The organism is Solitalea agri (assembly GCF_023914155.1).
Classification (GTDB): Bacteria; Bacteroidota; Bacteroidia; order Sphingobacteriales; family Sphingobacteriaceae; genus Solitalea; species Solitalea agri.
In genome coordinates this window covers 1-16653 of record NZ_JAMWYS010000016.1, presented here as the reverse complement: position 1 = coordinate 16653, position 16653 = coordinate 1, and the positions used below count along the sequence as shown (strand labels likewise).

Genomic DNA, 16653 nt, shown 5'->3' with positions numbered 1-16653 from the left:
TTTCGGTTAGAACGATAAGCTGGCTCCTAATGAGAATGTTCTTGCTTTTGGATATGTTCCAGGGTTTGAACCTCCCTGTGGAGTGATATAGTTGTCTATACCCGGCATTGACAAACCGTCTAAGCTGATCTCCGGATCGGCGCCATCGTATTTGGTGATCAAGAATAAGTTTTCACCGGTAACATAAACACGGGCATTGTGCAACCAAGAGTTAGGTTTGGTTTTGAACCTGTAGCCTAAAGTGAGATACTGCATACGAAGAAATGAACCATTCTGAATCCAGTAGCTTGAGAAACGGGCCTGATCAGTTATGTTATCTTTTAATGATCCATCCGGAACATTATTAGATGGTAAACGATTATCATCGGTGATGCTCATGCCGGTAGCATTCAATAATTTTTGTCCGAACAAACCATACATCGAGAATCCTGCGTCAAAGTTTTTGTAGCTGAAATTCATTCCCAAACCTCCGGTGAAATCAGGCTGGGCATCTCCTAAGTATTGTCCATCGGCATCAGTAATCTGACCATCACCATTCAAGTCTTCCAGCATAAACTTGCCACTATCATCGATTCCTAAGAATTTTGGTCCCCAGAAAGTACCCGGAGCATAACCTTCTTTGATCACCTGGGTGTAGACATTAGAGAATCCGCGGTTTACCAATAAGCCACTATAAACAGCCTCCGTAGTATAAGCATCGTTAGAAAGTTTAGTGATCTTTTGCTTGTTTTTAGCAATGTTGAAGTCGATGTTCCACTTAAACTTATCCGTATTGTAAACCGAAGCGTTTAAGGTAAGCTCAACCCCTTTGTTGCTCAGGTTACCCACGTTAGCCAAAATGGTGCTATATAAATAAGGTGGCTGAGGCACACGATAAGTATAAAGCAGGTCGTTGGTTTGTTTATCGTAATAATCAATGGTACCGGTAATACGGTTAAATAAGGTAAAATCAACACCGATATCTAACTGTGCAGTAGTTTCCCATTTTAAATCAGGGTTGTTGTTTTGGATTGGGCCGTAAGCGTTTTTCCATGAATTAGATGCCGAATCATAGTACAATTCGCCATTTAATGGGCCGCTTAAGGCTAAAGAAGTATAAGGAGCAATACCTTCCTGGTTACCTGATAAACCGTAGCCCGCTCTCAGTTTTAACTGATTCAACCAGTTAACATCTTTCAGGAACGCTTCATCGGCCATGTTCCAGGCAACAGCACCTGAAGGGAACAAGCCCCATTTATTGTTTGCACCAAATTTGGTTGAACCGTCGTTACGCAAGGTACCTGAAACCATGTACTTGCCCTTGAAGTTATAGCTGGCACGACCGAAGAAAGAGATCAGTTTCCAGTCGGTTTTACCGTTGTAAATATCACTTACACGGTAATCCTGGCCCGATCCTAAATTATAATAACCAAAGGTGTCGGAGTTGAAACCGCGACGAGATAATCCGTAGAACTCGTTTTGACTATCGAAATACGAGTAACCACCCACTAAATTGATCGAATGATCGGCAGCAATTTTTGCATCATAGTTCAGGTAAAGTTCCATCAATTTTTCATTCACCTTGTTGCCGGATTGTGAACCAAAGCCATTGTCGTTTTGGCCGGTCATAGAGTTGGTAGGAGCGTAGTATAATCCTTCGAAACTGTTGTTGATGTACGAAAGGTTAGCAACCGCTTTTAATCCGTTTACAATTTGAAAATCAAATTTCGAAACGCCTAAGAAACGGCTGGTGGTATTGTCATTTTTTAATTGCTCCAACTGGGCCACCGGGTTATTATAATCCAGGTTACCTCTGGCCTCAAAGTACTTGCCATCGGCATCATAAATTGGCATAGTTGGGTTTACGTTATACATGTAACGTAATGCGTTGTAATCAATCGGCTTAAATTTATCGTACGTAGAGCTTAAGCTAAGGTCAATATTCAACCTGTCGTTAATTGCTTTTTGTGTTACGTTGATCTTTCCGTTTAAGCGATTAAGCTTGCTGGTAATGATGGTACCATTGTTTTGCATTAAGTTCAATGAAGCACGGTAGGTGCTTTTCTCATTTCCGCCCGATAAGGCAAGATTATAGCCTTGTGAAAATGCATTTTGAGAAATTGCATCCTGCCAATCGGTGGTAGCACCGTAATCAACAGCTCCACCTATGTTATTATCGCGTACATATTTTCTCCATTGATTAGCAGATAACATATCGATGCTGTTGGCAGTGTAGCCGAAAGAGCCGTAGCCCGAAAGGTCAACTTTAACACGACCGGTTGCAGGTTTTTTGGTATTAACGATGATTACCCCGTTTGCACCTCTGGCACCATAAATTGCGGTTGCCGAAGCGTCTTTCAATACATCCATCGACTCAATGTCGTCAGGAGAAATAGTATTAATGTCGGCGCCTAAAACACCGTCAACTACTACTAGAGGGTAACTGCTTGCCGTTAATGAAGTTCCGCCGCGTAAACGCATTGAAGAACCATGGGTAGGGTCGCCACCGGCGCGATTAACTGTTAAACCAGCAATTCGGCCTTGTAATACCTGCTCAGTGGAAGTGATCACCCCTTTGGTAAACTTATTAGCGTTTACTGAGTTGATGGCACCGGTAAGGTCGTTTTTGCGCGCCGAACCGTAACCGATCGATACCACAGTTACTTGCGAAAGGGAAGTAACGCTTTCCTGCAGGGTAACATACATCGTTGGGTTTGCGATCATCTCACGGGCGTCAAAGCCGATAAAGGCGAAATGTAAAACGGTTTTTGCAGGAACAGTAATTTTAAACTTACCGTCATTGTCGGTGGTGGTTCCGGCTGTGGAACCTTTTACTGATATAGAAACACCCGGAAGCGGGGTACCTTTCGTGTCAGCTACAGTACCGTTTACTGTAACATCCTCTACAGGTTTTGCGAAGGCCATGGCGCTCAAACAAACGAGCAGCAGCAAGGCCAGGTTATATCGAAATAATCTTGTTAAGTTCATGATATTAATTTCTTAGGAGAATTAATTGACAATTGGAGTTAAAGCCATATCGGTGTCGAGCAGGTTTGCTCCCGAATTAGTTTTAATGGTCACGTGGATCTTATCAACGTTTTGTTCCTTTAATGGAGTAACCAAATCGATGTAAGCACGGTAATTTGGTTTAATACCTTCAAACTTGCCGGTAACTTTTGTAGTACCCATGGTTACTTCATAATTCAAGTCTGATGCATCCAGGTCGCCATTTACGGCCACTAATGTTAGGATGTCTTTCTTGGTTATTTTTTGAGGGAACAGGTTGTAGCTAGGAGTTACCACTACAATACCGGTGCTGTTGAATAAGAAGTCGGCACAGTTGGTATCAAAGCCCAATTTGCTCCAGGTGTCGTTGGCAAATACCGCGTTAACTTTGGTAATGGCTATCTCCTGACCATAATACTCCCATGGAATCATATCCATACGGTAAATATTGTCGCCTAAATGAGTAAGCTTGGTTTTTGCAAGGTTGGCAGGGTTGTTTTCAACGATCACTTTCCAGTCGTTTAAGCCTGAGTGCATATGAACTTCCGAAGCTGTTGCTAATGCACCTTGGGTGGCGTTGGTAGCACAGTCGCTCCAGGTTTTTCCTGCATTTATCAAAATTGAGAATGGTCTGTCACCTTTGATAGTTTTAGGATAGAAATCACTGATCTTTGTGTTCTTAATATCCGTAAAGTTGTAAAGATTGATCGCATTTCCTTTATCAGGAGCAAAAGCATCTGAAACTTTCGAACCGTCTTTGGTTTTCAATAAACCATACAATGAAACGATCTGATCAGCTGCTACATGATAATAATCAGAAGGAACCATAGTGATTTTCCATACGGTACCTTCTACATGGGTAAGCTTGGCAAAATCAGATGAATTGGCCCAGTTGCCGGCATCAGGCTCACTAGGGAACCATGACCATAAGTAAATGGCATCAGTTTCAGTTTCAAGCTGGGTACCCTTAACATCAAAAAACAAAGTTACCTGCTCGTCGGCTTTAAAAATGGCGGGTTGTGTCCAGATTTCATTAATCGCATTCTGACACATTCCTATAAATGGAAGCAGTAAGAGAACTGCTGAAAGTAAATATCTTTTCATTTTAAGTATTTGTTAGAATTGATTATTCAACCGGTTTTAGTGAGAATTGATAAGAAAGGAATGGCGTTCCGGCGCTTGTGCGTACCAATCGCAGATCCATATTGGTGGTTGCTCCGGGCATAGTGGTCACTTCCAGTTCATCAATTTTTTGAGTTTTAGCCTCATCTGAATACAAGAAGATCTTAGCGGTTTTGCCGGTAGTAAATGCGGCATCCATTTGCCAAAAACCTTGTTTGGTAAATAACTCGGGTGCATTACCGCTTACTGAATAGGAGGTAGGGTTGTTTTCGGCATCAACATTAAAAGTGATTTGCATGTCTTTAAAGTTGAATTTGCCGTACAAGTTTACCTGGGTTAGCGAGCCACCGGTAGATTTTGCCAGCTCGTCTGTTTGATTAAGCCCGGTCAATTGCCATTGACCCTGAACTTTCTCGTAGCGTGTGATAGGTGCCACATAGCTACCGTCGTCTTTCTTTTCGCAGCTGCTTGTTGTTGTTGCCAAGGCAAGGAACATCAAACAGCCGAAAAGAGCGTGTTGACTTTTCGTTTTCATTTTGCTGTGTAAATAAATTGGTTACTTAAATCGGTCTTTAAATAAATCGGTTGTGCGACAAAAAGCCCCGGAGCCAAGTCACAAAACAAAAGAAGGAGGAAAAAGGAAGCAGAGCAATGAATTAAACTTCAATATAGAAAATAAAGTCAATTATTGCTTTTAACTAATTGAATATCAATAAGTTGATTGACTTATTAATCAAGATGAATATGGATGAAATATAGACGATGAAGGAGTTTATATAGCTTTTATGGCCATAATTTTGTCTTCAAACTCATCATTTGAAACCCATGATTTGTTTTTTATTCGGGTTTTATAAGAATAGATGGTATTAACAGAAAAATCGAGGATCTGCGCTATCTTTTCATTGTCGGTAATCCCTAGCCTGATCAGGGCGAAAATGCGCAGCTCGGTATTCAATAATTCAAGTCCGGTAGGTCGAATTTGATCCTCTTCTTTGAACAAGGCGTTAAAGTCGGGAACAAAATGAGGGAACAAACGAAGGAACACTTTATCAAAGCCATGATACAATTCTTCACGCTCTTTCTTTAGGTCGATGCGGTTAACATGCAGTTTGATTTCATCCAGTTTTCGGGATTCCACATTTTGTCCGATCACTTTCTTAAAGCGGCCTATCTTATCAATATAATTTGAATTGATATGGAACGAATAACCGATATACTCTTCCTTGATCTTTTCGGCCTCCAATAAGGTGTGATTCATTTCCTGCAAGGAAGCATTTGAGGCGGTGATCACTTTTTCAGCCTCTTTCAGCTTTTTAACCTGCCTGATGATTATGAAGATAAAGCCGATAATCACCAATGTTAGCAACGTGATGATTGATGAGTACATGATCAATGCACGTTTTTGCGCTTCGATACTGTTCAGCTTTTCCCCCGCAATAATCGGCATCACCGAGCTTACCTGAATTTTACGCTGCCGCGCTCCGTAAAATGCAGCATCTTCCGAAGCCTGCCTTATGTAATCGTAGGCTCTTTTTACATCACCTTGTTGATACAGTAAGTTGGCCAGAATTAAAATTGCGGTAGTTTCTTTTGTTGACGACTTGATATCGGCAATGGCAGCCTGGGCCAGCAGTTCAATGGCATTATTATAATCCGAACGACGGATATAAATATCGCTCATCGTAGAAGTGGTGATCGCATATTGGTGATTATTCAGCCGGAAATTGGCCAAAATTCGCTGAAAAATACTCAAAGCCGTGTCCAGCTTATTTTCTTTCAGGTCTTTTAATGCCTGCATTGATAAATAATCATATGAATTCGGCGACAAAAGCGCCGAAGCTGAATCGATAAACCGGCTTCCAAGCTGGTTGTACTTGTTCGTATAATAGGTGTCCTTATTATAATCGCCCAGATTATAATAAGACGTACCCATCAGTGAATAATACTCTTGTTTCAGCGTTGCCGGCAAATGTTTGGTTTTAACGGCGTTTAAGGTGTCGAAACCTTCTTTAAACATTCCCGATGAAAGCAAGATAAAGCCTTGCTTGATCTTTACGGATTCTATTAGGGAAGGGTCGTTTATTTTGGCGGCCAGTTTTTGCAGCTTGTTGATGTAAATAAAAGCCGAATCGTAGCTGTAGGTGCGGTATTGGTCGTACAGAGATGAATAAATTTTAAACTGCTGATAAACGTCAAGCTTATCAGTATTTATAATGCTTTGCTTTAAAGCACCGATCTCTTTATTTTTTTGAGCATCGAATAGCTGACGCTGTTCAAGAATCTGATCTAATTTTTGTAAAGTGCTGTCAGGAAGGGTAGAGGCAAAGCTTAAATTACAAGAAACAACTAGTAAGAATGTAAACAGGTACTTCATGAAAGATCGCTATTCAGTTTAAACGGGTTTATCAGCTTAAAGTAAAATAATTGAAATGAAAAATTGCTAAATTTTTTCCGAATAATTTAGCAATTGTTTCCTGCGAGGGTTTAGTTAGCCTTTGTGTTTCCCTTTCGATGTTGTTTTTTCTTGCTGTGCTGAGTCGCACCCTTGTTTTTATTATGAGAAAAACCACGCTTTTGGCGGTTATCATTCTTTTTTTGCGTTTGCTGATCCTGAACTTCTAACATTCGTTGAACGGTTAAAGGAAAAGGATGATCTTCAATTGTTGGAATGGCCTTTCCGATAAGCTTAACAATATCTTTGAGATAGGTCATTTCTTCTGCATCACAAAACGACAGTGCTATACCATTTGCCCCGGCACGACCTGTCCGGCCGATACGATGCACATACGTTTCTGCTTCGTAAGGCAAATCGAAATTAATAACATGCGTTAAGTCGTCAATGTCAATTCCACGTGCAGCAATATCGGTGGCAACCAATACCCTTATTTCTTTGCTCTTGAAATTGGTTAATGCTCTTTGTCGGGCGTTTTGCGATTTATCACCATGAATGGCTTCAGCCTTAATTTTAACCTTGTTCAGTTCACGGGAAATACGGTCGGCGCCATGTTTGGTGCGGCTGAATACAAGGGCCGTTTCAATCGATTTATCTTCCAAAATATGATTGAGCAGCGCACGTTTGCTGCCTTTATCAACCATATAAACCGATTGGTTAATTTTTTCAGCAGTGGATGAAACCGGTGTTACTTCCACCTTTACCGGATTAGTTAAGATGCTATCAGCCAATTGTTGGATTGCCGGAGGCATAGTGGCCGAGAAAAATAAGCTATGACGCTTTTCAGGCAGCTTACTGATCACCTTTTTTACATCATTTACAAAACCCATGTCGAGCATTCGGTCGGCTTCATCGAGCACAAACATCTGAATCTTATGAAGATGGATGAACTTTTGATTCATCAGATCGAGCAAACGTCCGGGAGTGGCAATTAAAATGTCAACACCTTTATTTAAAGCTGTGGTTTGTGCCAACTGTGAAACTCCCCCGTAAATAACCAAATGTTTTAGTTTGAGGTTTTTGCCATAAGCGGCAAAGCTTTCGCCAATTTGTATGGCCAGTTCGCGGGTAGGAGTAAGAATTAAAGCCTTTATAGCTTTGGGTCCTTGCTCATGTCGGCTGTTTGCCTGTAGCAATTGAAGGATAGGAATAGCAAAAGCTGCTGTTTTCCCGGTTCCTGTTTGGGCACAACCTAAAAGGTCTTTTCCTTCTAACAAAACAGGAATTGCTTGTTCCTGAATAGGAGTGGGTTGTGTGTATCCTTCAGTTTGTAATGCCTTTAAAATAGGATCTATTAAATGGAGTTCGTTAAATGTCATGTTTATGGATTGGGAAGAAAAAAGTTCTTCGATAGTTTTTCCAAGTAGAAAATTAGTACCTGGTTTATTTTAGGGAGCTAAGGTACGTAAAGTTTAGTGGTTAACAGTTAATGGTTCATAGATCATAGCTGATGTGAGGGCGATATAGGATTTAAGATTCGCGATGTACGATTTTAGAAGTAAAAAGCAGAGCCATGGACTATCGACTATGATCCATGAACTATTGACTATCTATGGACAATCAACATCTCTATCAAACCACTGCTTTCTCACAACTTTTCAGGAAGTTTTCATCTGCATCGGCACCAATGCCTGGTGTTTGCGGAACGCTTATGTCGTAACCGTTGTAGATAATTCCTCCAACGCAAGGGTCTTCCTGTAATAAAAGTGCAGTGTCGAGATCATAAAATTGAATGTTTGATTGCGAAAGGGCGAAATGTGCATTTGCCGAAAGGGCAATCCTCGACTCACACATGCCACCCAACATACATTTCATTCCAGCCGCTTCGGCAATGGCATTGATTTTAGCGGCGATTCTAATACCTCCACTTTTAGCCAGCTTTATATTGAAATAATCACAAGCTTTCATCGCTGCGAGCCGTTGTGCGTCATGATGGTCCTTTACCGATTCATCAGCAGCTATAGGAATTGGCGAATGATCGGTTATGCGTTTTAAATCGGCATTGTTCCAATATTTCACCGGTTCTTCGCACAGCTCAATGTTGTATTGGGCAATCTCTTTCAACACATAAACAGCCGTTCGGTAATCCCAACCCTGGTTGGCATCTACCCGCAGTATCATTTCAGCACCTACCGAATCTCGTATGGCTTTTACCCGTTGCACATCTTCCTTGCCGCGACCTAATTTAACTTTAATGATACTTGCTCCTTTACCTTTTAGTTCGAGAGCCCGTTGTGCCATTTGATCCGCATCCGCAATGCCAATGGTATGATCAGTAGTAATGGTTTTATGCGTACCTCCTAAAAACTGGTACAAAGGCATTTTGGCATATTTGGCAGCAATGTCATACAAGGCCATGTCGAAGGCACTTTTTATCGTTGGGTTATGAACACAATAAGTGTTCAGTTCATTCATGCGCTGTTCAATCTCCAAGGGGTTTTTACCTTTCCATAAACGGGCAAAGTCTTTGGCCAGTTCAAAATCCGTATGCTGCGTTTCGCCAACGAGCATAACAAAAGCCGAACATTCGCCTAAGCCGTAAATATTTTGGTTGGTATAGATCTTTACAAGGGTATTTTGCGCTTTATCGATCACTCCGCCCGAAATGATAAAAGGGGGCATAGCGATACTGAACTTATAGATCTCGATCTCCGTAATATGGATGTTTTCCATTGCTTGTATGGTTAAAGAGCTTAAGATATGAATTGTTGGAAAGAAATGAGAGGGGAGGTAGCAGACAGTAGGCAGATTCCAGTAAGCAATGACCAGCAACCAACTATTGCTAACCGCTTAACTCGAACTCACGTTTATAGTACTATTTTTATTATTGTTACATAATACTTCCATCTCGCATTGTGATGATTCGATGGGTTTTTTTTGAAAAATTTTCATCGTGCGTTACTACTAAAATAGTCTTGTTGAAAGCATGCACTAATTCTTTAAATATTTCAAATACAATTTCAGTGTTTTTGCTATCTAAATTTCCTGTAGGTTCATCACACATCAATATAACGGGGTCGTTTATCATTGAACGAGCAATTGCCACACGTTGCTTTTCTCCGCCAGAAACTTGATAAGCCATTTTACTTGATAGTTTTTCTATACCCAGTTTTTTTAAAAGTTCATAAGCCTTGTGCTCTAGTTCTTCCTCTGTATGTTTACTTGATTTAAAACCTGGCAGCATTACATTTTTTAACACACTAAACTCATTGAGCAAATAATGAAACTGAAAAACAAACCCAATTTTTTCATTCCTTACAAACGCTAGTTCTTTTTCAGATTTATTCGTCATTAATTCACTATCAATAAAAAGCTCTCCTTTATAGTCAGTATCCATAGTAGATAATATATATAGTAGAGTAGATTTACCACATCCCGATTTGCCTGTAATGGAACAAAATTCTCCTCTATTGATGCTAAATGAAATGCCTTTTAAAATATCAACTTTTGCAGGGTCGTAAAACGATTTATATATGCCCGTAGCGACTAAAGAAGGTTTATTTTCCATTTTATTTTCCTCTAATGATTTCCACCGGATCTACACTACTTGCTTTCTTTGCGGGAAACCAACCCGCAAAATAGGTGGTAACTACAGCAAATAGCATGGCAATTGAATAATATTGCAATCCATAATTTACCGGATAGGTAGTTACTGTTGGCAGAGCAGCCGAATTGAAAGGAATAGCATCAATGATCAAAGAAAAGATGAAGCCTAAAAGTGCCCCTGCTAGTGCACCGCCTATACCGATGCTTAATGAAATAACAATAAATATTATTTTTACATCACTTCCGGCAAAACCTGTTGCTTTTAAAATTGCGATTGTATCCAATTTTTCATAAATCATCATATTAAGAATATTGTATATGCCAAATCCTGCGACTATAAGCAAGGTTATGCCCACCGCATATGAGATGATAGATCGAGCTCTACTTCCCGTTTCAAATTGTGCGTTGGCAGTTTGTATGTCTTCGGCATCGATACCAAAAACCCGTCGGTATTCATTGGCCATAGCAGGTGCTTGGCTCATGTCTTTTACTTTAATTTGAATATCACTAATAAAATTACTCGACTCTCCCAATAGTTTCTGCCCGGTGGATAAACTCACAAAACTATGTACCTTATCTAATTCTGCTATACCCGACTGATAAAAGCCAACTACTTTTAAAGAAAATTGACCTCCATTTAGGGTGGTTACGGTAATGATATCGCCTTTTTTTGCAAGCATTTTTTCGGCAACTCCAATTCCTAATATAATACTGTTCGATCTGTTTATTAGATCCTTAAAATCTCCTCCTATTACATAATCTTTAAAATTGAATAGTATGGCTTCCTGCAGAACATCAATTCCATTTATAACACCATTTAATTCAATGTTTCCAAGATTGTAAAATACTTGTGCTGTCACTTTGGGGGCAACTCCAATCACCCTTGTATCTGCCTTAAGGGTTGAAATAATGGCAAGAGCGTTGTATATGTCTTTTCTGGCATTAGTGGGCTTTACAGAACTGATAAAATTATGTTGTTTTTGGTAAGTTTTGGATAAGTCAATGGGTTGAAAATCTGAAGGACGAATTTCAGTATAGAGTCTAACATGTGGCGTTCTATTCAATACCAAGCCATCCAACAATGAGTTTAATCCTTCCATAAAACCAAGCAGTGAAATAAAAAATGCAACGCTAAAGGTCACACCAATAGCGGCAACAAGTGATTGCCTGGACCTCGCGAGTAATAGCGATTTAGCAATTTCGTAAATATGCTTAACCTTCATTTCTTGGGTATTATTATTTTAGAATTTGCAGTAATACCACTTTTGATTTCAGTTAGGTTGTAATCGCTTAGTCCAATTTTTACTTTCTTTAGGGTCTCATTTTCCAGCATTACAGTAGAATCCGAGAGCAAAAAACGAGTAGGAATGGTTAAAGCATGTTGTTTTTTATTTATTATAATACTGGCCTCCAATGTTAAATTTGGGTAAAGCACTTTTGGTTCTTGGGTAAAGACAGCCTTTACTTTAAATGTTCGGGTACGTTCGTTCATCATTGGATAAATACTGAGTATTACGGCGCTAAAAGTTTGAGACTTATAGGCGTCCAACCGAATAATTACTTTTTGGCCTTTCGTTATTTTCACAATATCGAATTCATCAATATTGAGTTCAATAACAAATTTTTCTTCTCCAATTACAGCTAAAGGGGAAGCAACAGTAGCCAGTTCGCCTTCTTTGATATCTATTTTGTAAACAATGCCCTCCAACGCACTTAGTATCTCCATATCTTTTTCAAAGGTTTGAGCAATTTTTAAATTATTCTGACTTTGTTGGTAAGCAAGATATAATTGGCGTTTTAAGTCATCGTAATTAACTCTTGCCTGCATTAGTGTCACTTTTGATTTTTCAAAAGCGAGTTCCTTTTGTTCAAGCTCTACTTTTGAACCAATATTTTGATTCCAAAGCATCTTTTGTCTTTCAAAAACTAAAGAATCATTGCTTAGGTTTTTAAGAGCTAGCTGAATTGAATTGTAAGCCTCTTTCAACTTCTCGCTGTTAGTATAGTAGTCATTCACTTCAGCATTTAGCCGGGCATTGTCAACGGATAATTTGGCATTTGGATTTTCAATGCGAAATAACAATTGTCCTTTTTTTACATAATCGCCCTCTTTAACAGCTATTCTATTCACTATCCCATTGGCTTTGGTATAAACTTCATATTGATTTTCACTTTTAATAATACCCGAAGCATAAACACTTTCCGTAATGTTTTTTACCTCAGGAGTGATAATCTCCTTTTTTCGATTGCACGAAAGAAAGAGGAATGTCATAGTAAATATTGTAATTGTTATTCTATTATTCATTTGAGTGTTTTATCCTCTTGATATAATGGATTATAAGTAAACGAATAACGGTTATCGGCTTGCGAAGTGGCGGATTTTTAGCACAAATCTTTAATTTGCCCAAAAATTGATTCGAAGAACTGCCGTTGAACTTTGCAGTTTCGCTCCACTATCGCAAACCCCTTGTTGAACTAAACCTTCGGTAGCTTTTGTGGGTGAATGTCTTACTTTAACTAAAGTATCAAACAATTGTTAACATGGCAAAAAAAGAATTCCGAAGCTTTAGGGGAAAACAAGCTTGACCGTGCCAAAGGCGAAGTTCCCGGATTTGCCGAACTGATTTACCGGTTCGAACGCAGCATTTCTATTTTAGGACGCAGTACGAGCACTTTTAAAAACTATGCCCTGCATGTGGCGGCCATCGCCGTGCATTTTGGCAAAGTTCCTACCGAACTCGATCCCGAACAGCTACACGAATACCTCTTTCTTCCTCAGAAACGATCGAAAATCGGCCAACTGATCCGGACCTTGGGCGGCACCTGCCGGTAAAGGACAAGCCGGTAAACACCCTGTTGAAGAAATGCCCCTGTTGTAAAGCCGGCAATTTGGTGACCATCGTCGTTTTCGACCGACGAGGGTAGGTCACAAATGATCTGGCGGGCACTTAATTTGACAAGTTGCTTATTGTAGGTATCACAAATCGGTGTCGGGCTAGTTCGTACCACTTTCGAACTGGTTCGGAACCTGTTTAGTGCTGGTTCGAGAACACCCGCCCCTCACTTAAACAAGGTGGTAAGACGGTTTTGGAACGAGGTGATACCTAATTCAGAAGCTGCTCGAGGCAGTTTATTTTACACTCTCTCTCATTTTTTTTATCAGGATAGATACCCCTTTTATTACGGAATTCGATGTTTTGTTATAATACCAGTTTGTCAGGCATTTACTTTTTTGCATACTGCCAAAATCTGCCCTTGCCGTCTGCTATCCAATCAAGAGCCTGCTCTATTCTTTTATCTCTTGTCTCCTCCGTTTTGGCTTCTGCGATCCATTTGATGTATTCTTTCTGGAACGATGCAGATTTACTTTCATAGACCGAACCCGCTTTTTCATTTTTCTTCAGTGCGTCAATAAATACCTGCGGTGCAACAACTTCTTCTGTTGATTTTTCTTTAACAGGTTTTGGTTTTGCCGTTCCGTTTGCATTAAGTTCCATCGCCTCTTTTATATAAGCGACTAAAACTTCTTTTTCGGGCAATTCAGATAGGTCTTTCAGCTTATCCATATAACCGAATTTTTTGCCAGCCTTTACACTGTCTTGAATAGTTTTGTCCTTCATTAGTTCAGCTTTATATAAACTAAAAGAACAATGATTTTTAAATGCTCCCATCATACACAAATGGTCACCTCTGTATGAATAATGCGGAGTTCCCCATTTAATATCTTCTTCTACATCAGGACAAGTATCGTGAACAAGTTCCCTTAAGTAATTGAGCATTGGTTTTGCAAATTCGGCTGACTTTGCAATGTAATCATCTACTTTACTATTGAAGTTTTTCATGATGTTCTTCTAGATCTATTTATTTGTTCAAGGTTAATAGTAATTCATCAAGTTTTTCAAGAGTTGCCATCATACCCTGTTCCATATTCATTTGAATAACTACTTCCAAATCTGAAAGAGAGTTATAGGTTACAATAGTTTCTACTAAGGCGTTATCACCTTTTTCGCTGAAAGTAACAAGCCACTCTGCTCGTGGAAGGTCTTTATTTATTTCACCATCAGCATTACTAAAAGCATCTAATGATGTGTAGTAATCAATTGGTTTAATTTTAAGATACTCAGTCCAACCCCAATATTCTGTACCATTTGGTTCCACCATTGCATAATGCCAATGGCCGCCTTCGCGAAAGTCCATTGATTTTGTCTTTGTTGTTAGCGGTTTTGGCGCAAACCATTGGTCTAGAAGTTCACTTTTTGTGTAACAGTTCCAAACTAATTGTCGGTCAGCTAAAAATTCGCGTCTGATGGTTAGCGTATTTTTTTTCTTATCTACAAGAAAGTCAAATTGTAAATTGTGTTTCATTAGTTGTTTTTTTTAATAGATGATAGAAGTTGATCTAATTGTTCAAAACGGTTTTCCCAAATCTTTCTAAACTGTTCTAACCATTTGTCTATTTCTTTCATTTTATCAATTTCAAGTTGATAAAAAATTTCTCGCCCCCGGTATTCTTGTTTCACCAGTTCGCATTCAGTCAATATTCTTAAATGTTTTGAAACCGCTTGTCTTGTTGTATCAAAATGTTCAGCAATGGCATTAGGTGTCATTGCGTGTACTGCAATTAAAGCTATGATAGCTCTTCTTGTTGGGTCGGCAATAGCCTGAAAAACATCTCTTCTCATTGCGGTGTTATTTATTATGAAATCAATCGGTTGCGAATATATGTGCAACTATTCGGTTTCGCAAGTTTATCTCAAAATTTTTTAATCTGAATTGTCAGTTTGGATGGGGGCCTCAAAAAAAAATCTGACCAACGTTTTTCATTTACAGGCTTAATGTAACAATAAACCACTTTTTTATCCTCGAACGTTCAGTTTTTGTTCTAAACGTTAACTGATGGAGTCCATTATTTGGAAAATGGGAGGCGGCTAACGGATAGGCTTATCGAAGGCGGGGAAATTTTGCACTAAAGTTTAATCGAAGGAAGAAATTTGAAGTATGCGCAAATGTCCAATCGAAGCCGTTCAGCCCCGCTTTTGACAATACCTTGTTATGCACAGTTTATCTTTTTGAACTTTCATAATATTTGTAAACAGTCGCAATCTGTTCCCATCTATTGTTTTCAAGTATATAGAATCCAAATTCCAACTGCGTGTAGTTAGTCCTATATCTTTTTTGGTCTAAATATAATGCAATGGCTCCTTTACGGATGAAAATAGGTTTTGAAAAGGTGTATACGATTGAACACATGTTTTTTTCCTTTTCCGTTGGTAAATTTTCAGTTTTGTCAAAAGTCGGTTGAATCTCGCTTTGTTCTAAACGTCTTGAATAAGGAAACATATTTTGTTCCCATCTATGATTTTTCAGTGATTCAAGTTCTTTTACCAAGTAATCTTGTTCCTCTTTGGAAATAATAAACTTCTTTGTTTTGTCACTCCGATAAAGGAAATGAATGTCGAATGATTGATTCCTTCTGATTGCATTAATAGTTGAGTCTAATAGTTTCGTTTCGACTTGTGCTGTATAATACATTGAATCACATTCAAACCTTTGTAGTTTCCACCGATAAACCCAATCTAAATAAGGGTTTTCTATTAAATTGTATTTGTTTTCAGGAATCTTTGCTTTGTCAGAATTTTCATTACTTGACTTAGCTTGTTTATTAAGGCGGTGAAAAGCATCAATACTTATTTTGTCAAATTTTGTCTTTTGCTCTTTGAGTATTGCCTCTGCTTCATTTAACTGCGATTCATTTAGGTACTGTCTAATCAAATAACGAGTCGTAGTCGCATTAAAAGCAGGGTCATATGCTCCTGCAATTTCTGCCCAAACCAACGCTTGAACTTTGAGTTTTTCATTTTCAATTCCCTTCTGAAAGTAGTAAATCGAAAGCCCTCCCATCGCCTTGGGGTTGTACTTTTCGGCTGAACGAATTAGATAATGTTCTGCTAAAGAATCATTTTTTATACTCGAATCAGGGTTTAGATAGCAAAAGCCAATTATAAATTCAGCAATTGAGTCGCCTGATTCAGCAAATGGTTTCATTAGTTTAAAGGCTTTAGTATAGTCTTTCGAGTCAAAAGCCTTTATTCCTGTTTCATAGTTTTTGTCCTGACCGTATGAAAAGATTGAAGTCAGTAAGAACAAAAATGTCAAAATGTATGGTCGCATATGTTGGTCTTTAAATAGTGCATAACGGGCGACGCTTGCCCTTAGGTTTATGTGATTAAAATAATTAAATTTTCCAGAGAAGAGCGGGTGCTCCAGCGCGCTTGCCAGGCGTTTGGGCCTACCTTCGGAACTGGCCCCGTTCTCTTCGCTGGTTGAACAGAACCCGATAGAATCTTAGGTTATCAGGCCTGTTAAGGGTATTAGTTTTTCTTCAACTCAAATCTATGAAAAAGTCAGTAATCATTGGTATCGATGTTTCCAAAGCCACCTTAGATGCCACTTTAGTGCTGAAGGAGGCGAACACGTACATTCAGGTCAGTAATGACGAATCAGGCTATGGACAATTAATCAAATGGATTGCGGCTAAAAGTCGACAG

At 39.2% G+C, this 16653-nt stretch carries 14 protein-coding genes; 1 reads left to right on the top strand and 13 read right to left on the bottom strand.

The annotated features are described in order from the left end of the window. Positions 1–6 precede the first annotated feature (6 nt). The 9 genes from NF867_RS03840 to NF867_RS03800 form a co-directional block, all read right to left on the bottom strand. The gene (locus NF867_RS03840) at positions 7–2967 is read right to left on the bottom strand and encodes a SusC/RagA family TonB-linked outer membrane protein (RefSeq protein ID WP_252586226.1); all 2961 of its coding nucleotides are present in this window, start codon (positions 2965–2967) and stop codon (positions 7–9) included. A 21-nt stretch (positions 2968–2988) separates the two neighbouring features. Then, positions 2989–4089 carry a hypothetical protein gene (locus NF867_RS03835; protein ID WP_252586225.1) on the bottom strand — a complete coding sequence of 367 codons (1101 nt, stop codon included), beginning with the start codon at positions 4087–4089 and terminating at the stop codon, positions 2989–2991. A 22-nt stretch (positions 4090–4111) separates the two neighbouring features. Further along, positions 4112–4642, bottom strand: a complete 531-nt coding sequence (locus NF867_RS03830; RefSeq protein ID WP_252586224.1) for a DUF5004 domain-containing protein — start codon at positions 4640–4642, stop codon at positions 4112–4114. A gap of 237 nt (positions 4643–4879) precedes the next feature. Further along, on the bottom strand, positions 4880–6481 hold the full coding sequence (locus tag NF867_RS03825) for a DUF6377 domain-containing protein (protein WP_252586223.1): 1602 nt from the start codon (positions 6479–6481) through the stop codon (positions 4880–4882). Positions 6482–6591: 110 nt separating this feature from the next. Further along, positions 6592–7878 carry a DEAD/DEAH box helicase gene (locus tag NF867_RS03820; RefSeq protein ID WP_252586222.1) on the bottom strand — a complete coding sequence of 429 codons (1287 nt, stop codon included), beginning with the start codon at positions 7876–7878 and terminating at the stop codon, positions 6592–6594. A gap of 253 nt (positions 7879–8131) precedes the next feature. Then, positions 8132–9232: a mandelate racemase/muconate lactonizing enzyme family protein gene (locus tag NF867_RS03815; RefSeq protein WP_256471355.1), complete on the bottom strand. Its 1101-nt coding sequence runs from the start codon at positions 9230–9232 to the stop codon at positions 8132–8134. A 157-nt stretch (positions 9233–9389) separates the two neighbouring features. Beyond that, positions 9390–10067 carry an ABC transporter ATP-binding protein gene (locus tag NF867_RS03810; RefSeq protein ID WP_252586221.1) on the bottom strand — a complete coding sequence of 226 codons (678 nt, stop codon included), beginning with the start codon at positions 10065–10067 and terminating at the stop codon, positions 9390–9392. Between the two features lies 1 nt (position 10068). Further along, a complete protein-coding gene (locus NF867_RS03805; protein WP_252586220.1) occupies positions 10069–11328 on the bottom strand; it encodes an ABC transporter permease in 1260 nt (419 codons plus the stop codon). Beyond that, positions 11325–12377, bottom strand: a complete 1053-nt coding sequence (locus tag NF867_RS03800; protein ID WP_252586219.1) for an efflux RND transporter periplasmic adaptor subunit — start codon at positions 12375–12377, stop codon at positions 11325–11327. The genes NF867_RS03805 and NF867_RS03800 overlap by 4 nt, the downstream gene beginning before the upstream one ends. 261 nt (positions 12378–12638) lie before the next feature. Here NF867_RS03800 and NF867_RS03795 point away from each other — a divergent pair, with 261 nt between their 5' ends. Next, entirely contained in the window at positions 12639–12938 is a 300-nt protein-coding gene (locus NF867_RS03795) for a hypothetical protein (protein WP_252586218.1), read from the top strand. 391 nt (positions 12939–13329) lie between these two features. Here NF867_RS03795 and NF867_RS03790 read toward each other — a convergent pair whose 3' ends face one another. The 4 genes from NF867_RS03790 to NF867_RS03775 all read right to left on the bottom strand — a co-directional run bounded on the left by NF867_RS03790 (position 13330) and on the right by NF867_RS03775 (position 16150). After that, positions 13330–13947 carry a YdeI/OmpD-associated family protein gene (locus tag NF867_RS03790; protein WP_252586217.1) on the bottom strand — a complete coding sequence of 206 codons (618 nt, stop codon included), beginning with the start codon at positions 13945–13947 and terminating at the stop codon, positions 13330–13332. A 19-nt stretch (positions 13948–13966) separates the two neighbouring features. Continuing rightward, positions 13967–14470, bottom strand: a complete 504-nt coding sequence (locus NF867_RS03785) for an SRPBCC family protein (protein ID WP_252586216.1) — start codon at positions 14468–14470, stop codon at positions 13967–13969. Beyond that, complete coding sequence (locus NF867_RS03780; RefSeq protein WP_252586215.1) at positions 14470–14787, bottom strand: ArsR/SmtB family transcription factor; 318 nt, start codon at positions 14785–14787, stop codon at positions 14470–14472. Before NF867_RS03780 ends, NF867_RS03785 begins: the two co-directional genes overlap by 1 nt. Before the next feature lie 379 nt (positions 14788–15166). Beyond that, positions 15167–16150 (bottom strand): SEL1-like repeat protein, encoded by a 984-nt coding sequence (locus tag NF867_RS03775; RefSeq protein WP_252586214.1) that lies wholly within the window; start codon positions 16148–16150, stop codon positions 15167–15169. Positions 16151–16653: the final 503 nt, after the last annotated feature.